Annotated in this window: 22 protein-coding genes; 13 read left to right on the forward strand and 9 right to left on the reverse strand. The window is 72.6% G+C overall.

Going from position 1 to position 20,855, the window contains the following annotated elements; all coding sequences use genetic code 11:
* Positions 1–6 precede the first annotated feature (6 nt).
* Genes IE226_RS15085 through IE226_RS15105 form a run of 5 tightly spaced genes read left to right on the forward strand, consistent with a single transcriptional unit; the run spans position 7 to position 5,819 of the window.
* Positions 7–960: an ABC transporter permease gene (locus tag IE226_RS15085; RefSeq protein ID WP_190081844.1), complete on the forward strand. Its 954-nt coding sequence runs from the start codon at positions 7–9 to the stop codon at positions 958–960.
* Complete coding sequence (locus tag IE226_RS15090) at positions 957–1,835, forward strand: ABC transporter permease (RefSeq protein WP_190081705.1); 879 nt, start codon at positions 957–959, stop codon at positions 1,833–1,835. The genes IE226_RS15085 and IE226_RS15090 overlap by 4 nt, the downstream gene beginning before the upstream one ends.
* The gene (locus IE226_RS15095; protein WP_229870969.1) at positions 1,832–2,875 is read left to right on the forward strand and encodes an ABC transporter ATP-binding protein; all 1,044 of its coding nucleotides are present in this window, start codon (positions 1,832–1,834) and stop codon (positions 2,873–2,875) included. The genes IE226_RS15090 and IE226_RS15095 overlap by 4 nt, the downstream gene beginning before the upstream one ends.
* Positions 2,872–3,951, forward strand: a complete 1,080-nt coding sequence (locus IE226_RS15100) for an ABC transporter ATP-binding protein (protein WP_373306958.1) — start codon at positions 2,872–2,874, stop codon at positions 3,949–3,951. The genes IE226_RS15095 and IE226_RS15100 overlap by 4 nt, the downstream gene beginning before the upstream one ends.
* An 11-nt stretch (positions 3,952–3,962) precedes the next feature.
* Positions 3,963–5,819 (forward strand): gamma-glutamyltransferase family protein, encoded by a 1,857-nt coding sequence (locus tag IE226_RS15105; RefSeq protein ID WP_190081706.1) that lies wholly within the window; start codon positions 3,963–3,965, stop codon positions 5,817–5,819.
* Between the two features lie 301 nt (positions 5,820–6,120).
* Here IE226_RS15105 and IE226_RS15110 read toward each other — a convergent pair whose 3' ends face one another.
* The 3 genes from IE226_RS15110 to IE226_RS15120 all read right to left on the reverse strand — a co-directional run bounded on the left by IE226_RS15110 (position 6,121) and on the right by IE226_RS15120 (position 9,521).
* Positions 6,121–7,380, reverse strand: coding sequence for a cation:proton antiporter (locus tag IE226_RS15110; protein ID WP_190081707.1), 1,260 nt, complete (start codon positions 7,378–7,380; stop codon positions 6,121–6,123).
* A 4-nt stretch (positions 7,381–7,384) separates the two neighbouring features.
* Positions 7,385–7,870, reverse strand: coding sequence for a cation:proton antiporter regulatory subunit (locus IE226_RS15115; RefSeq protein ID WP_190081708.1), 486 nt, complete (start codon positions 7,868–7,870; stop codon positions 7,385–7,387).
* A 109-nt stretch (positions 7,871–7,979) separates the two neighbouring features.
* Positions 7,980–9,521 carry an ATP-dependent DNA ligase gene (locus tag IE226_RS15120; protein WP_190081709.1) on the reverse strand — a complete coding sequence of 514 codons (1,542 nt, stop codon included), beginning with the start codon at positions 9,519–9,521 and terminating at the stop codon, positions 7,980–7,982.
* A gap of 201 nt (positions 9,522–9,722) precedes the next feature.
* Here IE226_RS15120 and IE226_RS15125 point away from each other — a divergent pair, with 201 nt between their 5' ends.
* Both IE226_RS15125 and IE226_RS15130 read left to right on the forward strand, forming a co-directional pair.
* Complete coding sequence (locus tag IE226_RS15125; RefSeq protein WP_190081710.1) at positions 9,723–10,166, forward strand: SsgA family sporulation/cell division regulator; 444 nt, start codon at positions 9,723–9,725, stop codon at positions 10,164–10,166.
* Positions 10,167–10,239: 73 nt separating this feature from the next.
* A complete protein-coding gene (locus IE226_RS15130; RefSeq protein ID WP_190081711.1) occupies positions 10,240–10,974 on the forward strand; it encodes a siderophore-interacting protein in 735 nt (244 codons plus the stop codon).
* Here IE226_RS15130 and IE226_RS15135 read toward each other — a convergent pair.
* Positions 10,971–12,134: a D-alanyl-D-alanine carboxypeptidase family protein gene (locus tag IE226_RS15135; protein ID WP_190081712.1), complete on the reverse strand. Its 1,164-nt coding sequence runs from the start codon at positions 12,132–12,134 to the stop codon at positions 10,971–10,973. The two genes, IE226_RS15130 and IE226_RS15135, sit on opposite strands and share 4 nt — an antisense overlap.
* A gap of 158 nt (positions 12,135–12,292) precedes the next feature.
* On the opposite strand from IE226_RS15135, the gene IE226_RS15140 reads away from it, so the two are divergent.
* A complete protein-coding gene (locus IE226_RS15140; RefSeq protein WP_190081713.1) occupies positions 12,293–12,994 on the forward strand; it encodes a restriction endonuclease in 702 nt (233 codons plus the stop codon).
* A gap of 53 nt (positions 12,995–13,047) precedes the next feature.
* Here the strand turns inward: IE226_RS15140 and IE226_RS15145 are convergent, their stop codons facing one another.
* Together IE226_RS15145 and IE226_RS15150 are read right to left on the reverse strand one after the other, a co-directional pair.
* Positions 13,048–13,539, reverse strand: coding sequence for a glutathione peroxidase (locus IE226_RS15145; RefSeq protein WP_190081714.1), 492 nt, complete (start codon positions 13,537–13,539; stop codon positions 13,048–13,050).
* Between the two features lie 33 nt (positions 13,540–13,572).
* Positions 13,573–14,355: an ABC transporter permease gene (locus tag IE226_RS15150; protein WP_190081715.1), complete on the reverse strand. Its 783-nt coding sequence runs from the start codon at positions 14,353–14,355 to the stop codon at positions 13,573–13,575.
* Positions 14,356–14,513: 158 nt separating this feature from the next.
* Between IE226_RS15150 and IE226_RS15155 the strand changes: the two genes are divergently transcribed.
* The 3 genes from IE226_RS15155 (at position 14,514) to IE226_RS15165 (ending at position 17,063) form a co-directional block, all read left to right on the forward strand.
* Complete coding sequence (locus IE226_RS15155; RefSeq protein WP_190081716.1) at positions 14,514–15,599, forward strand: S-(hydroxymethyl)mycothiol dehydrogenase; 1,086 nt, start codon at positions 14,514–14,516, stop codon at positions 15,597–15,599.
* Complete coding sequence (locus tag IE226_RS15160; protein ID WP_190081717.1) at positions 15,599–16,228, forward strand: MBL fold metallo-hydrolase; 630 nt, start codon at positions 15,599–15,601, stop codon at positions 16,226–16,228. Before IE226_RS15155 ends, IE226_RS15160 begins: the two co-directional genes overlap by 1 nt.
* 115 nt (positions 16,229–16,343) lie before the next feature.
* Positions 16,344–17,063: a DUF2470 domain-containing protein gene (locus IE226_RS15165; RefSeq protein WP_190081718.1), complete on the forward strand. Its 720-nt coding sequence runs from the start codon at positions 16,344–16,346 to the stop codon at positions 17,061–17,063.
* Here the strand turns inward: IE226_RS15165 and IE226_RS15170 are convergent.
* Complete coding sequence (locus IE226_RS15170; protein ID WP_190081719.1) at positions 17,034–17,351, reverse strand: DUF1232 domain-containing protein; 318 nt, start codon at positions 17,349–17,351, stop codon at positions 17,034–17,036. The two genes, IE226_RS15165 and IE226_RS15170, sit on opposite strands and share 30 nt — an antisense overlap.
* A gap of 206 nt (positions 17,352–17,557) precedes the next feature.
* On the opposite strand from IE226_RS15170, the gene IE226_RS15175 reads away from it, so the two are divergent.
* Both IE226_RS15175 and IE226_RS15180 read left to right on the forward strand, forming a co-directional pair.
* Positions 17,558–18,748 (forward strand): metal-dependent hydrolase family protein, encoded by a 1,191-nt coding sequence (locus IE226_RS15175; protein WP_190081720.1) that lies wholly within the window; start codon positions 17,558–17,560, stop codon positions 18,746–18,748.
* On the forward strand, positions 18,741–19,334 hold the full coding sequence (locus tag IE226_RS15180; protein ID WP_190081721.1) for an isochorismatase family protein: 594 nt from the start codon (positions 18,741–18,743) through the stop codon (positions 19,332–19,334). Before IE226_RS15175 ends, IE226_RS15180 begins: the two co-directional genes overlap by 8 nt.
* A 24-nt stretch (positions 19,335–19,358) precedes the next feature.
* Here the strand turns inward: IE226_RS15180 and IE226_RS15185 are convergent, their stop codons facing one another.
* Both IE226_RS15185 and IE226_RS15190 read right to left on the reverse strand, forming a co-directional pair.
* Entirely contained in the window at positions 19,359–20,144 is a 786-nt protein-coding gene (locus tag IE226_RS15185) for an SDR family NAD(P)-dependent oxidoreductase (protein ID WP_190081722.1), read from the reverse strand.
* A 17-nt stretch (positions 20,145–20,161) separates the two neighbouring features.
* Positions 20,162–20,854, reverse strand: a complete 693-nt coding sequence (locus IE226_RS15190) for a TetR/AcrR family transcriptional regulator (RefSeq protein WP_190081723.1) — start codon at positions 20,852–20,854, stop codon at positions 20,162–20,164.
* Between the last annotated feature and the right edge of the window lies 1 nt (position 20,855).

The raw sequence follows: 20,855 nt of genomic DNA on the forward strand, positions 1-20,855 counted from the left end.
AGCCCCATGACCTCCTACCTCCTCACCCGCATCCGGCAGTCCCTCATCACGCTCGTCCTGGTCAGCATGGTCGTCTTCGCCGGGATCCGCGCGCTGCCGGGCGATCCGGCGCTCGCGCTCGCCGGTGAGGAGCGCAGCCCCGCGGCGCTCGCCGCGATCCGCGCCGACTACGGCCTGGACGACAACATCGCCGTCCAGTACGGGCGGTTCATCGGGCACGCGATCACCGGCGACCTCGGCACCTCCTCGCGCACCGGCCTGCCCGTCGCCGACGCGATCACCGCGGCGCTGCCCGTCACCCTCGAACTGGCCGCCCTCTCCCTGCTCCTCGCGGTCGTGGTCGGCATCGGCGCGGGAATCGTCGCCGCCGTGCGGCGCGGCAGGCCGGAGGAGTGGCTGGCCAACGCGCTCGCCCTGCTCGGGCTCTCCGTGCCCACCTTCTGGCTGGGCATGGTCCTGGTCCTGGGCTTCGCCATCGCGCTGCCGGTCTTCTCGGCCTCCGGATACGTGCCCTTCGCCGCCGACCCGCCGGACAACCTGCGCCGCATGGTGCTGCCCGCCGTCGTCCTCGGCTCGGGGCTCGCGGCGGTCGTGATGCGCCAGACACGGGCGGCGATGCTCGACTCGCTCTCCGCCGACTACGTGCGCACCGCGCGGGCCAAGGGCCTCTCCCGGCGCGAGGTCATCGGCACCCATGCCCTGCGCAACTCCCTGGTCACCGTCGTGACCGTGCTCGGCCTCCAGCTCGGCCACCTCATCTCCGGGGCCGTCGTCACCGAGCAGATCTTCGTCCTGCCCGGCTTCGGCAAGCTGACCATCGACGCCGTCTTCACCCGCGACTACGCGACCCTGCAAGGCGTGGTGCTGTGCACGTCCGCCGCGTACATCCTCATCAACCTGCTGGTCGACGTGGCCTACTCGCTCATCGACCCGCGCATCCGGCTCGGAGGTGCCCGGTGACGACAGCGCTACCCACCACCCCGGCGCGCACACGCTCCGCGGGCAGCGGCAAACTGCGCGCCCTGCGCAAGAACCGGCTCGCCATGACCGGCGGTGTCATCGCCGCCGTCTTCGTCCTCGCGGCGCTCTTCGCGCCGCTGGTGGCCCCCTACGACCCCGCGCGCCCCGACTTCGCCGACGCCCTGGCCGCGCCCGGCTGGTCGCACTGGCTTGGCACCGACGACCTCGGCCGCGACCAGCTCTCCCGCGTCGTGTACGGGGCGCGGGCGTCCATGCAGGTCGGCGTTCTGGCCGTGGCGCTCGCCTTCGTCGTCGGCGTACCGCTGGGACTGCTCGCCGGCTACTACGGCAAGTTCACCGACAGCGTGGTCTCGCGGCTCACCGACACCATGCTCGCCTTCCCCTTCCTGGTGCTCGCCGTCGGGCTCGCCGCCGTGCTCGGGCCCTCGCTCACCAACGCGACCATCGCGATCGGGATCTCGCAGATCCCGGCCGTCATCCGCATCACCCGCGCGGAGACACTGCGGCTGCGGCACGTCGACTACGTGGCCGCCGCCGTCGCCAACGGCGGCGGGGATGCCACCGTGCTCTTCCGGCACATCCTGCCGGGCGCCACCTCCGCGCTGACCGTCCAGGCGACCGTCGGCATCCCCGCCGCGATCATCGGCGAGGCGCTGCTCAGCTTCCTGGGCCTCGGCGTACAGCCGCCGGAGGCATCGCTGGGCGTGATGCTCTCCGGCGCCCAGTCCTTCCTTGCGCCCGCGCCGTGGATGGCCGTCTTCCCCGGACTCGCCGTCGTCGCGGCCACCCTGGCGTTCAACCTGCTCGGCGACGGCCTGCGCGACGTCCTGGACCCCCGAGGAGCCACCCGATGAGCCTTGCCATGAGCGAGCCCGTACTGAGCGTGCGCGACCTGTCGGTCTCCTTCTGCTCCGACACCCGCACCGTGCACGCCGTCGACCACCTCTCCTACGACGTCGCACCGGGCGAAGTGCTCGCGGTGGTCGGCGAGTCAGGGTGCGGCAAGTCCGTCACGGCGATGGCCGTGATGGGCCTCCTGCCGCCCACCGCGCGCATCGGCGGGTCGATCAGACTCGGCGGGAGGGAGATCGCCGGCGCGAGCGAGAAGGAACTCGGACGGATCCGCGGCAAGGACATCGCGATGATCTTCCAGGAGCCGATGACCTCCCTGAACCCCGTCCTGACCATCGGCCGGCAGATAGGCGAGGTGCTCCGGCGCCACCAGGGCCTGTCGAAGAAGGAGGCACGCGCGCGTGCCGTCGAACTCCTCGGCCTGGTGGGCATCCCGGCCCCCGCCCAGCGCGTGGACGAATACCCCCACCAGCTCAGCGGCGGCATGCGCCAGCGCGTCATGATCGCCATCGCGGTCGCCTGCGACCCCTCCGTACTGATCGCCGACGAGCCGACCACCGCGCTCGACGTCACCGTCCAGGCGGGCATCCTCGAAGTCCTGCAATCCCTGCGCGAACGGCTCGGCACCGCGATCGTGCTGATCACCCACGACCTGGGCGTGGTGGCCGACACCGCCGACCGCGTCCTGGTCATGTACGCGGGACGGCCCGTCGAACAGGCGCCGGTGGACGAGCTGTTCGCCGAGCCGCGCCACCCCTACACCCACGGTCTGCTGGGCGCCGTCCTGCGTCCGGGCGGCGAGGGCAAGCGGCGGCTGCCCGAGATCCCCGGCCTGGTGCCGAGCCTCGACACGCAGCCGGAGGCGTGCACCTTCGCCCCGCGCTGCGCGCACGCCGACGACCGGTGCGCGACGAGCAGGCCCGGCTTCAAGACCCTCGCCCCGAATGCCGGAGCCGCAGCCGGCGCCGCGCACCGCGCTGCCTGCTGGCACCCGCAGCACGCCCCCGCACTCATGCCCACCACCCGGGAGGCCGGACAGTGATCCCCACGCAGCCACCGCACACACCGGGCGGCGGCGCCACGCCCGTACTCGAACTGGACGCTCTGGAGCGGCACTTCGCGGGGCACGGCGGCATCGTGCGCGCCGCCGACGGTGTCACGCTGACCGTCGGCAAGGGCGAGGTCGTGGGCCTCGTCGGCGAGTCGGGCAGCGGCAAGTCCACGGTGGGCCGCTGTGCCGTACGGCTCGACGAACCCACCGGCGGCACCGTCCGCATCAACGGCCGGGACGTGACCCGCCTCTCGCGGCGTGCCCTGCGCCCCCTGCGCAAGGACTTCCACCTGGTCTTCCAGGACCCCTCCTCCTCGCTCGACCCGCGCATGACCGTCGGGCAGATCATCGCCGAACCCCTGCGCCTGCACGGCATCGCCAAAAAAGACGCGGCACGCGCGCGTACCGCCGAACTCCTCGGCCAGGTCGGTCTGCGCCCCGAGCACGCGCAGCGCCGTCCGCACGAACTCTCCGGCGGCCAGCGCCAGCGCATCTCCATCGCCCGCGCGCTCTCCGTGGACCCCGACCTCCTGGTGGCCGACGAGCCCACCTCCGCCCTGGACGTCTCCGTCCAGGCCTCGGTCCTCAACCTCCTCGCCGACCTGCAGCGCGACCGCGGCTTCGGCTGCCTGTTCATCACGCACGACCTGGCCGCGGTGGAGTTCCTCGCCGATCGCATCGCGGTCATGTATCTCGGCCAGATCGTCGAACAGGCGCCGACCGCCGAACTGTTCGCCGACCCCAAGCACCCCTACACCAGGGCGCTGCTTTCCGCCGCCCCCGTGCCCGACCCGGCCATCCAGCGCACCCGCCGGCGCATCGTGCTCAGCGGAGAGCTGCCGAGCCCGCTCGCCCCGCCGCCGGGCTGCCGCTTCCACACGCGCTGCCCGCTGGCCGTGGACCGCTGCCGCACCGAGGCGCCGGAGCTGCGCGAGCTTCCCGGAAACGCGGCCGAGGGCGGCGGACGCCAGGTCTCCTGCCACCTGGTCGGCGACGACGGCACGGCACCGGACGCTGCCGCCGCCCCGGCCCTTCGTACGATCCCCAGTACCCGCACCGCACGCTAGGAGCAGCACTCTTGTTCACCACTAGGCCGACCCTGCAAGGCACCTTCGGCATGGTCTCCTCCACCCACTGGCTCGCCTCGCAGTCCGCGATGGCCGTCCTGGAGGACGGCGGCAACGCCTACGACGCGGCCGTGGCCGCCGGCTTCGTCCTGCACGTCGTCGAGCCGCACCTCAACGGCCCGGCGGGCGAGGTGCCGATCATCCTCGCCCCCGCCGGCGGCGACGTGCGCGTCCTGTGCGGGCAGGGCGGTGCGCCCGCCGGAGCGAGCGTGGAGCACTACCGCTCGCTGGGCCTCGACCTGGTGCCGGGCACCGGACCGCTCGCGGCCGCCGTGCCGGGCGCCTTCGACGCCTGGATGGTGCTCCTGCGCGACCACGGGACCAAGTCCCTCGCCGATGTCCTCAAGTACGCCATCGGATACGCCGAGGACGGGCACGCGCCCGTGGAGCGCGTCGGCGAGACCGTCGAGACGGTCCGTGAACTCTTCGAGACCGAATGGCCCTCGTCGGCCGAGGTCTACCTGCCCGGCGGCCGGGCGCCGCGCCCCGGCGAGCTCTTTCGCAACCCGGCGCTCGCGGCGACCTGGCGCCGCGTCATCGAGGAGGCGGGAGAGGGTTCGCGGACCGAGCAGATCGAGGCCGCGCGCAGGATCTGGAGCGAAGGGTTCATCGCCGAGGCGCTGGTACGCCAGGCCGGCGTGCCCACGATGGACACCAGCGGCGCCCGGCACACCGGCACCCTGACCGCCGCCGATCTCGCCGGCTGGGAGGCGACCTACGAGGCCCCGGCGACGTACGACTGGAACGGCTGGACGCTGTGCAAGGCGGGCGGCTGGAGCCAGGGCCCAGCCTTCCTCCAGCAGCTCGCCGTGCTTCCCTCCGCGCTCGCTGACCTGCCCGCGTACGGCTCGGCCGACTACGTCCATCTGCTGATCGAGGGCTGCAAGCTCGCCATGGCCGACCGCGAGGCCTGGTACGGCGACGCGGCAGGCCCCGGCACCGTCCCGGTGGCCGACCTGCTCTCCGCGGCCTACAACGACGAGCGGCGCGCGCTCATCGGCGACAAGGCGTCGCACGAACTGCGCCCCGGCAGCCCCGGCGGCCGCACCGCCAAGATATCCGCCCACGCGCGTGCCGTGGCCGAGGGCGAGCCCGGCTTCGACGCGCTCGGGCTGCCCGGAGCGGGCGCCGGCGAGCCGACCGTCGCCAAGAGCGGCACCTCGCCCGTGCCCGGCGAACCGGCCGTCTCGGCGGACGGCGCCACTCGCGGCGACACCTGCCACCTGGACATCGTCGACCGCTGGGGCAACATGGTCGCGGCCACGCCCAGCGGCGGCTGGCTGCAGTCCAACCCGGTGGTTCCGGAGCTGGGTTTCCCGCTCGGCACCCGCCTCCAAATGGCCTGGCTGGAGGAGGGCCTCCCCAACTCCCTGACGCCGGGCCGCCGTCCGCGCACCACCCTGACCCCCTCGCTCGCCCTCAAGGACGGCGTTCCGGTGATGGCGTTCGGCACCCCCGGCGGCGACCAGCAGGACCAGTGGCAGGTGCACTTCTTCCTGGCGGTCGCACTGCGCGAGGCCGTACGCGGAGGCCTCGACCTGCAAGGCGCCATCGACGCCCCCAACTGGCACAACGACAGCTTCCCCGGCTCCTTCTACCCGCGCGGCATGCGCCCGGGCAGCGTCACCGTCGAATCCCGCATGGAGGAGGCGGTCATCGAGGAACTGCGGCGGCGCGGACACGACGTGACGGTCGGCGAGCCCTGGTCGGAGGGCCGCCTGTGCGCGGTGGCGCGCGACCCACACACGGGCGTGCTCTCGGCCGCGGCCAACCCACGCGGAATGCAGGGCTACGCGGTGGGCCGCTGAACCGCCACCCCGCTGCGCACAATGGCGCCGCTCTCCGCCCGCGCCGCCTTCGGCACCATGACGACGGCGAATAGGCGGGTGGTCTTGGTTCTGCTCGCGTTGTCCGGGGCGGTCCGGCGGGGAGACGGTCGGCGATTTGCCTGCATCGGGCCGGGGCCGAGGGCGTGGTGAGTGGTGAGTCCCTGCCGTGTGTCGGCATGCCCCTGTGTTCGGCTGCATAGCCGACGGCCCGTATCGAAAAGGACCGCGCCCGCCCCGTAAATCATGCGGGGCGGGCGCGGTGTGCCGTAGGCGGCGTCGGTCAGGAGCGGCCGCTGGTGTTCTGGCCGTCGAGCGACTCCTCCGAGGAGCGTTCCGGCTTTCTGGGGGCGGGCAGGGTGACCGCGGCCGTGTCCCGGCGGCGCGACCTGAGGTCGCTCACGCGGGCGGCCACCGGCTGCGCGAAGCGCGCGGTCAGCGGGCCGACGATCACCAGGATCAGGACGTACGCCGTGGCCAGCGGGCCCAGTGACGGTTCGATGCCCGCGGTGACGGCCAGGCCCGCGATGACGATGGAGAACTCGCCGCGCGCGACAAGGGCGCCGCCCGCCCGCCACCGTCCCTTGACGGAGATCTTGGCGCGGCGGGCCGCCCAGTACCCCGTGGCGATCTTCGTGCACGCCGTCACGACGGCGAGCGCGAGCGCGGGCAGGAGCACCGGCGGGATGCTCGCCGGGTCGGTGTGCAGGCCGAAGAAGACGAAGAAGACGGCGGCGAAGAGGTCCCGCAGCGGCGCGAGGAGGCTGTGGGCGCCCTCGGCGACCTCGCCGGAGAGCGCGATGCCGACCAGGAAGGCACCCACGGCGGCGGAGACCTGGAGCTGCTGCGCGATGCCGGCGACCAGGATCGTCAGACCGAGGACGACCAGGAGCAGCTTCTCGGGGTCGTCGCTCGACACGAAGCGCGAGATGACGCGGCCGTAGCGCACGGCGAGGAACAGCACCAGACCGGCCGCCCCGAGCGCGATGCCCAGGGTGAGGCTGCCCGCGGCCCAGCCGACGCCGGCCAGCAGGGCGGTGATGATGGGCAGATACACCGCCATCGCCAGGTCCTCGAGGACCAGGATGCTGAGGATGACGGGCGTCTCGCGGTTGCCGAGGCGGCCCAGGTCGTTCAGGACCTTCGCGATGACGCCGGACGAGGAGATCCAGGTGACGCCCGCGAGCACGACGGCGGCCACCGGACCCCAGCCCATCAGCAGCGCGGCGATCGCCCCCGGCACGGCGTTGAGCCCCATGTCGACGAGCCCGGCCGGGTACTGGGTCTTGAGGTTGCTGACCAGGTCGCTCGCGGTGTATTCGAGGCCCAGCATCAAGAACAGCAGGATCACGCCGATCTCGGCGCCGATCGCGACGAACTCCTCGCTGGCGCCGAGCGGCAGCAGACCGCCCTCGCCGAAGGCGAGCCCGGCGAGGAGGTAGAGGGGGATCGGGGAGAAGCGGAACCGTCCGGCGAATCTGCCGAGCAGTCCGAGCGCGAGAATGATCGCGCCGAATTCGATCAGGAAGACAGCGGAATGCATCGGCTCACTCCCGCCCGAGTATCGCGGCGGCGCTCTCCACACCCTCGCGGGTGCCGATCACGATGAGGGTGTCCCCGCCGGCGAGCCGGAAGTCCGGCGTGGGCGAGGGAATGGCCTCGGCCCTGCGCAGGACCGCGACGATGGAGGCGCCGGTCTCGGTGCGCATCTGGGTCTCGCCGAGGACGCGCCCGTTCCAGTGCGACGTGCCGGAGATCTCGATGCGTTCGGCGACCAGACCGAGGTCGGTGGTGTGCAGGAGGTTCGGGCTGTGGTGCGAGGGCATCAGCGCGTCGATCAGTGCGTCCGCCTCACCGGAACTCAGTTTCAGCGAGAGCGCGCACTCGTCGGGATCATCGGCACGGTAGGCGCTGAGGGTGCGCGCACCGTCCCGGTGCGCGACGACCGAGATCCGGCGGTGTTCCCTGGTGCTCAGGTCGTACCGGATGCCGATGCCTGGAAGTGGCGTCTGGCTCAGGCGTGAAGCGGACACAGCTCTTCCCCTAGTTGCTGATTGGGTTGATGGGCGTCAATACGGCGTTAAGGTCACCCTATCGGCCCGTTCTTTGCCTGAACTTGGTGGTAGAGGGTCCGCCGGGGGATTAAGGCTGACGGTTCGCCAGGACCGTCTCGACGGAATCGGCTTCCGCGGGCGTCTTGTCCTCGCGATAACGGACGACCCGGGCGAACCGCAGCGTGACCCCGGCCGGATAGCGGGTGGACTTCTGCAGCCCGTCGTAGGCGATCTCGACGACGAGTTCCGGGCGTACGGTCACCACGAGACCGTCGTCGCTGACCGCGATCTCACGCAGCCGCTCGGTCTGCCAGGCGAGCATCACGTCGGTCATGCCCTTGAAGGTCTTGCCGAGCATGGCGAACGTGCCGTCGTCGCGCCGGGCGCCCAGATGGAGGTTGGAGAGCTTGCCGGTGCGCCGCCCGCTGCCCCATTCGGCGGCCAGGACCACGAGGTCCAGGGTGTGTACGGGCTTGACCTTCAGCCAGCCCGCGCCGCGCCGTCCCGCGCTGTACGGCGCGGCAAGGTCCTTGAGGACGATCCCTTCGTGGCCGCGGCGCAGCGTCTGGGCGAAGAACTCGTCGGCCGCGCGCAGTTCCGCCTCGTCGGCGGGGTCGGCGACGACGGTGCGCCGCACCCGCATCGGTTCGGGGACAAGCCGGGCCAGGTGGCCGTGGCGTTCGGCGAGCGGCAGGTCGAGCAGATCCTGCCCCGCGGCGTACAGGACGTCGAAGAAGACGGGGGAGACGGGGAGCGCGGCGGCCGCGGCGGCGACGTCCACGCGGGAGCCGACGCGTCCGGCGATCTCCTGGAAGGGGCGGGGTCTGCCGTCGGCGTCGAGGGCGATGACCTCACCGTCGAGAATGAAGGACTCGTCCTTCAATTCCAGTGCGGCGGCGGTGAGTTCGGGCAGCCGGTCGGTGATGTCGTCGAGGGTGCGGGTGTAGACGCGGACGTCGGGTCCGTCGCGGTGCACCTGGACGCGGATGCCGTCCAGCTTCTCCTCGACGGCGCACGGCCCGGCCAGCTTGCCGATGCCATCGGCGACGGAGCCCGCGCCCTGCGCGAGCATCGGGAACACGGGGCGGCCGACGCTGAGCAGAAACTCCTCCAGGGCGCCGGGCCCGCGCGCGAGCAGGGCCTCGGCGATGGGGGTGACCGCTCCGGCCAGCATCACCGCGCGCCGTACGGCGGCGGGCGGTGCCTCCGTCGCCCGGGCCAGGCCCTCCACGGCGATGGCGTCGAGCGCGCCCTGCCGGACCTCGCCGGTGAGCAGTCCGACCAGGAACCGCTGCTCCTCGGCGGTGGCGGCGCCCATCAGCTCCCGCACCAGGCGCTTGCGCTCGCCCTGCGACCCCTGGCCGGAGACGGCGCCGATCGCGGTGAGGGCGGCGTCGGTGGCCTGGACGGTGAGGGCGGGTTCGACGGCGGGCGGGGGCGGCTCCTTCAGGAGGCTCCACCCGATGCCGAGTCTTCCCCGGGGCAGGCGGCCGGCGAGGTAGGGGATGACGATGGGGGCGTCGGCGGGGGTGGCCGAGCGGAAGAGGTCGGCGAGGAGGGCGATCTTCTGGGAGCGGGCGGGGGTGGTGGCCACGGTGGCGGACACGTGTGCGAGGCGGGCTAGAAGCATGCGTTCTCTTTTCCCCGGCCCCGCCCCTTCCCGAAACGCCCCGACGGGGGGCTTGCGCGCCATCGATCACGGGTGCCGAAGTGACGCGGGTCACAGAAATTGTCCCGTGTGTCGCGTAATAAATCCCGCGCCGCGGACTCGTACAGGTACGGAAGAAAGCAGAGCGGGCAGCGGCAGCTGTGCCGGAAGAGGAGTCCGATCATGGCCGACAAGCTTGAGCAGCCCGCCCGCGCCCGCCTCATCACCCCCGAAGGCCGTGAGCGCGCGCTGCCCGTGACCTTGCGCTATGCGTCGGCCGACCCGCTCGCCGTCCAGATCACGTTCCCCTCGGAGGCCTCGCTGGACGGCGCGGAAGTCACCTGGATCTTCGCCCGCCGGCTCCTCGAAGAGGGGCTCCGTGCCCCCGCCGGCGGCGGTGACGTGCAGATCTGGCCGTGCGGGCGGGCGCGCGCGGTCATCGAGTTCCACGCGCCGCAGGGTGTGGCCCTGGTGCAGTTCGACAGGGCCGTACTGCGCAGGTTCCTGGCGCGTACGTACGCCGTCGTGGAGGCGGGGCGCGAGGGCGAAGGGCTCGGCCTGGACCGGGATCTGGCCCGTCTGCTGGGAGGCGCCGGGTGCGACGGTCCTCCGTCCGAGAGATATTAGGTTAGGCTGCCCTAACTAAATGACGGCGGGCGGCTTCCGGCCGCCCGGCCGTCCGGCAGGGGAGGGGCATCCGATGGGGCACGGCTGGGAGGGCGCGGTCCTCAAACTGTTCCGCGGCAAGGACTTCGAGTTCACCGTGACCGGCGCCGAGGACGTCACCGAACACTACCGGCGCCTGCACCTCACCGACGGCGGCATGCTCGCCCTGACCGGAGTGCATCCCACGATGTGGGTGCGCCTGTGGTTCGACCGGGCGGACGGCCGCCGTCACCAGCGCGCCTACACCCTGGTGGACCCCGACCCCGCCGCGGGGACGTTCAGCCTGGAGTTCGCGCTGCACGACGGTCCCGCGAGCGACTGGGCACGCAAGGCCGGTCCGGGGGACAGGATCGAGGCCACCTTGCAGGGCACCGGCTTCGACGTGCCCGATCCGCTGCCCGCGCGGCTCCTGGTGATCGGGGACACGGCGGCGGTGCCCGCCGTCACCTCGCTCCTGAACGCCATGCCCGGCATACCGGCGACCCTCTGGCTGGAGACACAGCACGCCTCGGACCACGACCTCGACCTGAGCCTGGACACTTCCCTGCACGACCTGCACCGCGTGGAGCGGCGCGACGCGGGCCGGGGTCTGCTGGACGAGGTCAGGGCCGCGCTGCCCGCGCTGATCGAGGACACCCCCGACGCGTACGTATGGATCACCTGCGACACGGCGACGACACGGGCCCTCGCCTCCTACGTCCGGCGGGACCTCTCGATTCCCCGCCGGCGCGTGCACGCGCTCGGCTACTGGCGCCCCGGCAAGAGCTAGACGCGGGCCCGCCGCCGCCGGATCAGCACCACCGCACCGGCAAGGAACACCACCGAACCGGCGCTGACCAGGAGGATCGAGGTCCAGTCCGAGCCGTCGTCGCCGACGGGACGGGCGGCGAGCCCGGCATCGGGCGCGGCGGCCCGGGCCGCGTCCCGCCGCTCGCTCTCGGGGATCAGCGAACCCACCGGCCTGACGTGCTCCGCCGCCTTGAACCCCCAGTCGAGGAGCGCCCTGGTCTCCTCGTACACGCGGTAGCTGCCGCCGGCCTGCGGGTTCATCACCGACACGACAAGGGTGCGGCCGTCGCGCTGCGCCGCGCTGACCAGGGTGTTGCCGGCATGACTGGTGTAGCCGTTCTTGATGCCGAGCAGGCCGGGGTAGCGGGCCACGCCGTCGGCGCCGGTGAGGAGCCGGTTGGTGTTCTGGATGGGATAGGACCAGTTGCCGTGCGGGAACTTGGCGACCGGCGTCGAGCAGTAGCGCGAGAACTCCGGGTCCGCGAGCCCCGCCCGGCCGAAGACCGCCAGGTCGTACGCCGAGGAGACCTGCCCCGCCGCGTCGTAACCGTCGGGAGAGACCACATGGGTGTCGCGGGCGCCGAGGGCGCGGGCCTTGGCGCGCATCTGGCGCACGGTCTGCTGCCAGCCGCCGTTGAGCTTGGCGAGCACATGTACGGCGTCGTTGCCGGAACTGAGGAAAACGCCTCGCCACAGATCGGCGACGCTGTAGCTGCGCCCCGCCTCGACCCCCACCAGGCTGCTGCCGTCACCGACGCCGTCCAGCTCGCTCTGGGTGACCTTGTGCCGGGACACGGCGTCCAGATGGGGCAGCGCGGTCAGGGCGAAGAGCGACTTCAGGGTGGAGGCGGGCGGCAGTTGCCGGTGCGCGTTGTGGGCGGCGAGGACTTCGCCCGAACGGGCGTCGGCCACCAGCCAGGAGAGCGCGGAGACGTCATCCGGCAGGGCCGGGGCGCCCGCGCCGGGGCGGGCCTGGACGCCGGGCCGGTCCAGGAGGTCCGAGGAGTACGCGGGGCCCGGCTTGGGGGGAGAGGGCTCCGCCGTGGTGGCCGACACGGGCGTGGACAGGAGGACCAGGGCGGCGGCCGCGAGTGCCGCGGTGCGGGCGGATGAGGAGCGCGAGAGGTACCTGATGACCATTCAGTCACCGTATGAGCGCGCCCGGAAGCCCGCAGGTCAGCTTGGTCCGGCTGGATGTACCCCGCAGGGCCGCCGACCGCCGGCGGCTCTGCGGGTGCCCTTCCCGAACCGGCCTTCTCTGCCCACACTGCTGGGCAGGGACGGCGGAGGGGGCTTCGATGGCCGCTCGACGGGGACGGCGCTCGGTGGCGCGGAAGCGGCACGAGACGCCGTGGAAGCCGGTGGCGGTGTGCGCCGGCGTACTGGTCCTGCAGCTGATGATGATCTGGACGGCTCTGCGGCCCTACGCGGCGGGGGCGTTGGTACTCGGCGTTCTCGGGGCCGTGCTGTGGTGGCTGTGGCGCACCGACCGGCTGGTGCGTGAGAGCGATCGCGCGTGGCGCAAGGAGGACGGGATACGGGCGGGGCACCGGACGCTCGCCGAGGTGGACACGATGACCGGCACGCAGTTCGAGGAGCTGATCGCCGGTCTCTGCCGCAGGGACGGATGCACCGCGGTGCGCCGCGTGGGCGGGGCGGGGGACAACGGCGTCGATGTGACCGGGCGCCTCCCGGACGGCCGGAGCATGATCATCCAGTGCAAGCGGTACGCACCCGGCCGCGCCGTCGCCGGCCGCGACCTGCGCGATCTCCTGGGCGCCCGCGTGCACTTCGGCGCCGACCTCGCGATCTGCGTGACGACCGCGCGCTTCAGCCGCCCCGCCGGGGCCTTCGCGGCCGGCCACGGCATCGCCGCCCTGCACCGCGACCACGTGGGCCTGTGGAACAGCGGGGCCGCGCTGCCCTCGCTCCTCGGCGTCAGCGAAGCGGGCCAGGGCGACCACCGGCACCGGGTGCGCTGGAAGAAGACGTACGGATAGCCCCGCACGGCTGCCCGGCGCCGGTGTGCCGCGCCTTCGGCGGGGCGCCCGGGTTACTTCGGCAGGTTCGCCTCGATCGCGGCGACGACCTCGGGGGCGTCCGGCTCGGTCTTCGGGCCGAACCGGGCCACCACGTCGCCGTCGGCGCCGATCAGGAACTTCTCGAAGTTCCAGCGGATGTCGCCGGTGTGCCCCTCGGCGTCCGCCGTGCCCACCAGGTTCTTGTACAGCGGGTGCCGGTCCTCGCCGTTCACGTCGACCTTCTCGGTCATCGGGAAGGTCACGCCGTACGTCGCCGAGCAGAACTCCGCGATCTCCTGCGACGTACCCGGCTCCTGGCCCATGAACTGGTTGCAGGGCACGCCGAGGACGGTGAAGCCGCGGTCCGCGTACTGCTCGTGCAGCCGCTCGAGACCCGCGTACTGCGGGGTGAGACCGCACTTGGAGGCGACATTGACGATCAGGACGGCCTTGCCCAGGTACTGGCCCGGGTCGGCCGGGCCGCCCTGGAGGGCGCCGATCTCTGCATTCTCGTAGACAGACATGATCCGGAGCCTACGCTCACCAGGCCCGGCCGCTCACTCTGGTCCCGTCCGGTTCAGGCGGCCGCAGGCGACCAGCTCCACGGTCGTGGCCACCGCGATCGCCTGGACGGCCATGAGGGCGATCAGCACGAAAAGCTGCACCGCGCCCGCGAGGACGGGGGAGGCCCCGCCCAGGAGCATGCCGACGAAGGCGCCGGGCAGCGTCACCAGGCCCACCGTGCGGGTCTGGTCGAGACCGGGCAGCAGGGCGTCCGACGCGGCGGGGCGGATCACCTCCAGGCGGGCGTCCCTGGCGAGGAGGCCGAGGGCCAGGCCCGCCTCGAACTCGCCCTTGCGGGAGTCGAGTTCGTCCAGGGCCCGGCGCCCGCCGAGTACCGTCGCCGTCAGCGCGCCGCCGATCAGGATGCCGGTCACGGGAATCATGGCGATGCCGCGCACCGGAAGCAGCCCGGCCAGGGTCAGGCAGGCGACCACCGGGACGACGGGGCCCGCGATCGGCGCCGCCGCCCACCACCAGCTGCCGTTGTCGGTGATACGGCGCCCCGCGGTGCGCGCGGCGACGGCGATCATGAGGAGCAGGAAGGCGAAGAGCGCCGCGATGTGGTGGATCACCCAGCCGATGGCCAGGGACACCACACCCAGTTGCACGGCCGCCCGCACCCCGGCCACGAGGATCTCCCGCGCCCTGCCGTACGAGCCGTCGGGGGAGAGGCGGAACACGGCGGCCGTGGCGGCCGCGACGAGCAGCAGGACGAGCAGCGCCGCACCGAGCGTCGCGTTGACCGGCAGCAGGGCCTGAGCAGCGAGGTCGCGCACGCGCCCACCCTAAGGGGCGGCCGGCGGTTCGGCGGAGGGCGATGATCGGAACTCGAGCCTCCGGGGTCGTCGCGGGCGGGCCCGGTCTGTGAGGATGCGGGAGGAACCATGTGATGCCGGACGAGCAAGTAACGCCGGAAGAAAGAAGGGCTGACCTCATGGCGCAGCAGGTACAGGGCGTGGTCGCGCGCGCGAAGGGCGAGCCGGTGGCGATCGAGACGATCGTCGTGCCGGACCCGGGACCCGGCGAGGCCGTGGTGCGGGTGCAGGCCTGCGGGGTCTGTCACACCGATCTGCACTACCGCGAGGGCGGCATCAACGACGACTTCCCCTTCCTCCTCGGCCACGAGGCGGCGGGCGTGGTGGAGTCGGTCGGTGACGGTGTCACGGAGGTCGCGCCCGGCGACTTCGTGATCCTCAACTGGCGTGCGGTGTGCGGACAGTGCCGCGCGTGTCTGCGCGGACGGCCCCAGTACTGCTTCGACACGCACAACGCGAAGCAGAAGATGACCCTCCTGGACGGCACCGAGCTCTCGCCCGCGCTCGGCATCGGCGCCTTCGCGGAGAAGACCCTGGTCGCCGCCGGACAGTGCACCAAGGTCGACCCGGCCGCCTCGCCGGCCGCGGCGGGTCTCCTCGGCTGCGGGGTCATGGCCGGTATCGGCGCCGCCATCAACACCGGCAACGTGGGCCGCGGCGACTCGGTCGCGGTCATCGGCTGCGGCGGCGTGGGCAACGCTGCCGTCGTGGGCGCGCGGCTCGCCGGCGCCGCGAAGATCATCGCCGTGGACATCGACGACAAGAAGCTCGAGACGGCCAAGGGCCTCGGCGCCACGCACACCGTCAACTCCCGCTCGGCGGACCCGATCGAGGCGGTCCGCGAGCTGACCGGCGGCCACGGGGCCGACGTCGTCATCGAGGCGGTCGGCCGCCCCGAGACGTACGAGCAGGCCTTCTACGCCCGTGACCTGGCCGGCACGGTCGTCCTGGTCGGCGTGCCGACACCGGACATGCGCATCGATCTGCCGCTCCTTGACGTCTTCGGGCGCGGCGGCGCGCTCAAGTCGAGCTGGTACGGCGACTGCCTGCCCTCCCGCGACTTCCCGATGCTGATCGACCTCTATCAGCAGGGGCGTCTGGACCTGGACGCGTTCGTCACGGAGACGATCGCCCTGGCCGACGTGGAGAAGGCGTTCGAGCGGATGCATCACGGTGATGTCCTGCGTTCGGTGGTGGTCTTCTGATGGCGGCGCGCATCGACCACCTGGTCACCTCGGGCACGTTCTCCCTCGACGGAGGCACCTGGGACGTCGACAACAACGTATGGATCGTGGGGGACGACCACGAGGTCGTCGTCATCGACGCCGCGCACGACGCGGACGCCATCGCGGCCGCGGTGGGCGAGCGCCGGGTCGTCGCGATCGTGTGCACGCACGCGCACGACGACCACATCGACGCGGCCCCGGCGCTCGCCGACCGCACCGGCGCGCCGATCCTGCTGCACCCCGCCGACGCGGAGCTGTGGAAGCGGACCCACCCCGACCGCGCGCCCGACGGCGATCTCGCCGACGGGCAGGAACTGACCGTGGCGGGTACGCGGTTGCGGGTCCTGCACACGCCGGGCCACTGCCACGGCGCCGTCAGTCTCTACGCGCCCGACCTGTCCGCGGTCTTCACCGGCGACACGCTTTTCGCGGGCGGTCCCGGAGCCACGGGCCGCTCGTTCAGCGACTTCCCGACGATCGTCGACTCGATCAGGGACCGGCTCCTGACGCTGCCGGCCGGCACGGAGGTGCGTACCGGGCACGGCGACAGTACGACCGTGGGCGCGGAGGCGCCGCACCTGGAGGAATGGATCGCCCGCGGTCACTGACCGCGCCGAGATCCGAGAGGCCCCGCGCGAATCACCGCGCGGGGCCTTATCCGTACTGGCCCTGCTCCGCGATCTCCGATAAGTTAGGCAAGGCTTACCTAATGGAGGTTCAAGGATGGGTGTCCGTCACGCCAGCACGTCCGTGCCCACCGCAGCGGCACGCGCTCGTTCCCTGCTCACCACCGCGTGGTCCTGCGCGGTGACCACGGAGATCGGCAGGGATGAACTCGTCGGCGCGCACAGCGTCACGCCGGAGGGCATCCTGCTGCTCTCCCCGCCGCCCGACAGCGCCCTTGCCACCGCGATGATCTGCGCTCCGCGCGGCGAACCCTCCACCCTGGTGGAGTTCGCCGACGTCGCCCCCGTACCGGTCAGGGACCGCATCCGGGCCCGGCTCTGGCTCTCGGGCTCCCTGGTACCCGACGGGGAGGGATTCGTCTTCGCGCCGACCTGCGCCGTGCTGCACGACTCCGCGGGCGGCCGCACCGGCATCGACCTCGACGAACTCGCCCTGGCCGCCCCCGACCCGCTGGCCGAGGCCGAGGCGCGTCTGCTCACCCATCTCGCCGACGCGCACGAGGACGCCGTCGAGCAGCTGACCCGGCTCGTGTGCGCGGACAGCCTGCACGGCGTGGTGCGCGTACGCCCCCTCGCCATCGACCGCTACGCACTGACGCTGCGCCTGGAGAAGGCCCGCAGCCAGGCGGACGTACGGCTGGCCTTCGACGAGCCCGTCGAGGACGTCTCCCAGGTCACCGAACGCATGCACGTCCTGCTCACCAAAGCCCGGCACCTGCGCCGCCCCCTACTGCGCCCCACGCCGCCCGACGCCTGAATTCGCCGACTTCATGGAACGCAGCGCGAGCAGGAGCACCCCGATGTCGTCGACGAACACCGGATCGGGCAGCAGATCGGCCGGCAGGACGAGATAGGCGATGGCGCCCCAGAACACCCACTGGCGCTCGACCGGCAGCCCCGCCGCGCGCAGCGTGCGGCGCGTGCGGACCAGACGTACGGCCAGCGCGATCGCGACCCCGAGCGTCGCGGCCGCCAGGATCGCGCCGACCATAAGGAGGACCGTGATTTCCGTGCTCACCAGACCCTGACCTCCGTCCTGCCACATCCTGCGACACCGCGCCTACCCGCGACGTCCTCTGCGGGCACTCGGCCCAGGCTATGGGTACCCGCGGGACGCCGCGCGAACATCCCGTCCCGCCCTTCCGCGGGGGACGTTGTGCCCTCTCATGACGGACGATCTCCCCTTCCATGACGGACGATGGAGGCCGGCATCACCGCCGGCTCCTCCAACTCCGTTACGGAAAGGCAGAGATGAGCCAGACGCTGATCACGGCAGGGCGGGTTCTGACCGGGCCGCGCGGCCGGCACGTCATGGACGGCGCCGTGCTCACCGAGGGCGCGGACATCGTCGCCGCGGGAGCGAGGGCCGAGGTCGAGCCCCTGGCACACGGCGTGTCGCAGCGCTACGCCCTGCCCGATGCCACCGTCCTGCCCGGCCTCATCGACGCCCACGTCCATCTGGTCTTCGACGCGAGCAAGGACCCCGTCGCGGTCCTGGACGCGCACAACGACACCACCCTGCTGGCGGCGATGGAGGAGCGCGCGCTTCTGTTCGTGCGCAGCGGCGTCACCACGGTGCGCGATCTGGGTGACCGGGGCCGCCTCACCCTGCGGCTGCGCGAGGCGATCACCGCGGCCCGGGTGCCGGGCCCGCGGATCGTCGCCGCCACCACCCCGCTGACCGCGAAAGGCGGCCACTGCTGGTTCCTGGGCGGCGAGGTCGAGGGCGAGAGCGAGATCCGGGCCCTGGTGCGGCGCAACGCCGAACTCGGCGCGGACGTCATCAAGGTCATGGCCACCGGCGGCGGCCTCACCCGCGGCGGCCCCGCCACCTGGCAGGCCCAGTTCACCGCCCCCGAGATCCGCGCCGCCGTCCGCGAGGCGCACCGGGCCGGTCTGCCGGTCGCCGCCCACGCCCACGGCACCGAGGGCATCGTGGCCGCCGTGATGGCCGGCGTCGACACCATCGAGCACTGCACCTGGATGAACCGCAAGGGTCTCGGCCTGCGCGAGGACGTCCTGGACGCCATCGTCGCCAAGGGCATCCGGGTCTGCCCCACCGTGAGCCCGAACTGGCGGATGCTGCCCATGTTCTTCGGCGCCGAACGGGCCGCGGCGATGTTCGACCAGGTCCGCACGATGGCCGAGCACGGCGCGCGGCTGATCGCGGGAACGGACGCGGGGGTCCAGCGTGCGGGCTGCGACGGTCTGGCGCAGAGCCTGGGCTTCTACCAGCACCTGGGAATCGAGCCCGACCGCGTCATCGACATGGCGACCACGGAGGCCGCGGACGCGCTGGGCATCGCCGACCACGTCGGACAACTGGCCGCGGGCTACCGCGCCGACCTGATCGCGGTGCACGGCGACCCGCTGCGGGACGTGGCGGCACTGGGCGACGTACGCCTGGTCATGGCGAACGGCAGGATGGTGGACCATGAGTGAGCAACCGGCACATCCCGCCACGTCCGCCCCGAAGCCCGTCCAGGCGCTGATCGTCGTCGACATGCAGACCGCCTTCGTCACCGGCGACGGCGCGGTGCCCGCAGCGGCCCGCGTCCTCGACCGGACCAGCGACCTGATCACGCGGGCCCGCGCCGCGGGCGCCCTGGTGATCCAGCTCCAGAACGACGGCGAGCCGGGAGCCGTCGACGAACCCGGCACACCCGGCTGGCGGATACACCTCCCGGTGGACGCCGACCGGGGCGAGCGGGTCCTGCGCAAGACCGTCGACGACGGCTTCGAGGAGACCGGCCTCGCGCGGCTGCTCGCCGACGCGGGCGTGCGTGACCTCGCCGTCTGCGGGGTGCAGTCCGAGATGTGCGTGCTTGCCACCGCGCGGACCGCCCTGGAGCTGGACTTCCGTGTCGTCCTGCCGCACGACGCGCACGCGACGTACGACATCCCGGCCGCCGAGGGCATCAGCGAGGCGGTCCCGGCGGCGATGGCGTCGAGGGTGGCCGAATGGGCCCTCGGCGACGAGGTGGAGATCGTCGCGAGGGCCCGGGACGTGAATTTCACCAAGCCGTAGGCCCGGCGGCCACCAGGGGAGGGGTCAGCGGGCGGTGTACGCGCCGTCCACCAGGTGGTAGCTGCCGTGGACGAAGGAGGCCCGCTCCGAGAGCAGGAACACGATCAGCTCCGCGACCTCCTCGGAGTGACCGAGACGGCCCGCCGGGTGCAGGGAGACGAGCGCGTCGTAGTCGTCCTTGTTCATCTTCTGCAGCAGCGGGGTGTCGATGAAGCCGGGGCCGACGGCGTTCACGCGGATGCCCTGCGCCGCGTACTCGGCGGCGGCGGTCTTGGTGAGGCCGACGACGCCGTGCTTCGCGGCGACGTAGGCCGGGGAACCGGCGAAGCCGACGGAGCCGAGTATCGAGGCGACGTTCACGATGGCGCCCGCGCCCGCGGCCGCCAGGACCGGCAGCTCGTAGCGCATCGAGTAGAAGACGCCGTCGAGGTTCGTGCGCACGACGCGGTTGTAGACATCGATGTCGTACTCGCCGGTGGGCTTGCTCTCCCCACCGATGCCCGCGTTGTTGACCGCGAGGTCGAGCCCGCCGAACGTGTCGACGGCGAACCGCACGGCGGCCTCGACCGACGCGGGCTCGGTGACGTCGACGGCGACCGCGGCGGCCTTGACGCCCTCGGCGAGGAGCGCGGCGGCGGCCTTCTGGGCGCCCTCGGCGTCGTAGTCGGCGATGACGACGTTCGCGCCGCCCGCGCCCAGACGGCGGGCGGTGGCCAGGCCGATGCCGGAGGCGGCGCCGGTGACCAGGGCGGTCTTGCCCGCGAACTCGGTGGCGTAGTCGGGGACGGTGGTGGCGGGGGTAGTGCTCATGGTGCTTTTCGCTTTCCTCATCCGATGTGGGGGGCGGCGAGTGCTGCCTCCCCGGTCAGGACGGCGTAGGCCTGCTCCACATGTGCGGCGAGGTCTGCGTCGTACTCGTGCCCGCCGCGCGCCCAGCTGCGCAGGGCGGCGGTCAGGACTCCGGCGGCGGCACCGACGACGACGGCCGGGCGCTGGTCCCCGGCGGGGTCGGTGCCGAGCCGGTCGGCGATGATCCGGACGGACTCGTCCTGGGCGTCGACCCGGACGCGTTCGTACGCGGCGAACAGGGCGGGCTCGGTGTCGACGAGGGCGAGGAGTTCGCGCCGCCGGGCCCTGCGGTGCAGGGCCGGCGCCTCTTCGGCGGTGAGCCAGTCGCGGACGGCCGCGTGATAGGCGGCCAGCGGGGGTTCGCCGGCGGGGCGGGCGCGCAGGGCGGCGTTGATGCGGTCGCCGTCGGCGCGGGTGAAGTCGAGCGCCGCGGCCTCCTTGCCGCCGAAGTGGCGGCTGAAGGTACGGCGCGTGACGTCGGCCCGCTCGGCGATGGCCTCCACGGTGACGGCCGCGAGGCCGTGCTCCAGGATCAGGTCGATGGCCGCGTCGGCGAGCGCTTCCCGGGTCTGCCGGGCCTTGCGCTGTCGTCGGTCCTCGCCGCTCCGGTCCGTGGCCGGGAGCTCCCGGGCCGCGGGGGTTCCCGCGCCGGATTCCGTCGCCTTGTTCATG

The organism is Streptomyces longisporoflavus (assembly GCF_014649775.1).
GTDB classification, from domain to species: Bacteria; Actinomycetota; Actinomycetes; order Streptomycetales; family Streptomycetaceae; genus Streptomyces; species Streptomyces longisporoflavus.

Excerpts from the sequence above, each read along its gene's own strand:
- IE226_RS15165 (WP_190081718.1), top strand. The coding sequence starts at position 16,344 with ATGGGTGTCCGTCACGCCAGCACGTCCGTGCCCACCGCAGCGGCACGC.
- IE226_RS15180 (WP_190081721.1), top strand. The coding sequence starts at position 18,741 with ATGAGTGAGCAACCGGCACATCCCGCCACGTCCGCCCCGAAGCCCGTC.
- IE226_RS15085 (WP_190081844.1), top strand. The coding sequence starts at position 7 with ATGACCTCCTACCTCCTCACCCGCATCCGGCAGTCCCTCATCACGCTC.
- IE226_RS15145 (WP_190081714.1), bottom strand. The coding sequence starts at position 13,539 with ATGTCTGTCTACGAGAATGCAGAGATCGGCGCCCTCCAGGGCGGCCCG.
- IE226_RS15125 (WP_190081710.1), top strand. The coding sequence starts at position 9,723 with ATGGCCGACAAGCTTGAGCAGCCCGCCCGCGCCCGCCTCATCACCCCC.
- IE226_RS15160 (WP_190081717.1), top strand. The coding sequence starts at position 15,599 with ATGGCGGCGCGCATCGACCACCTGGTCACCTCGGGCACGTTCTCCCTC.
- IE226_RS15095 (WP_229870969.1), top strand. The coding sequence starts at position 1,832 with ATGAGCCTTGCCATGAGCGAGCCCGTACTGAGCGTGCGCGACCTGTCG.
- IE226_RS15185 (WP_190081722.1), bottom strand. The coding sequence starts at position 20,144 with ATGAGCACTACCCCCGCCACCACCGTCCCCGACTACGCCACCGAGTTC.
- IE226_RS15130 (WP_190081711.1), top strand. The coding sequence starts at position 10,240 with ATGGGGCACGGCTGGGAGGGCGCGGTCCTCAAACTGTTCCGCGGCAAG.
- IE226_RS15190 (WP_190081723.1), bottom strand. The coding sequence starts at position 20,854 with ATGAACAAGGCGACGGAATCCGGCGCGGGAACCCCCGCGGCCCGGGAG.
- IE226_RS15120 (WP_190081709.1), bottom strand. The coding sequence starts at position 9,521 with ATGCTTCTAGCCCGCCTCGCACACGTGTCCGCCACCGTGGCCACCACC.
- IE226_RS15110 (WP_190081707.1), bottom strand. The coding sequence starts at position 7,380 with ATGCATTCCGCTGTCTTCCTGATCGAATTCGGCGCGATCATTCTCGCG.
- IE226_RS15155 (WP_190081716.1), top strand. The coding sequence starts at position 14,514 with ATGGCGCAGCAGGTACAGGGCGTGGTCGCGCGCGCGAAGGGCGAGCCG.
- IE226_RS15175 (WP_190081720.1), top strand. The coding sequence starts at position 17,558 with ATGAGCCAGACGCTGATCACGGCAGGGCGGGTTCTGACCGGGCCGCGC.
- IE226_RS15140 (WP_190081713.1), top strand. The coding sequence starts at position 12,293 with ATGGCCGCTCGACGGGGACGGCGCTCGGTGGCGCGGAAGCGGCACGAG.
- IE226_RS15135 (WP_190081712.1), bottom strand. The coding sequence starts at position 12,134 with ATGGTCATCAGGTACCTCTCGCGCTCCTCATCCGCCCGCACCGCGGCA.
- IE226_RS15170 (WP_190081719.1), bottom strand. The coding sequence starts at position 17,351 with ATGTGGCAGGACGGAGGTCAGGGTCTGGTGAGCACGGAAATCACGGTC.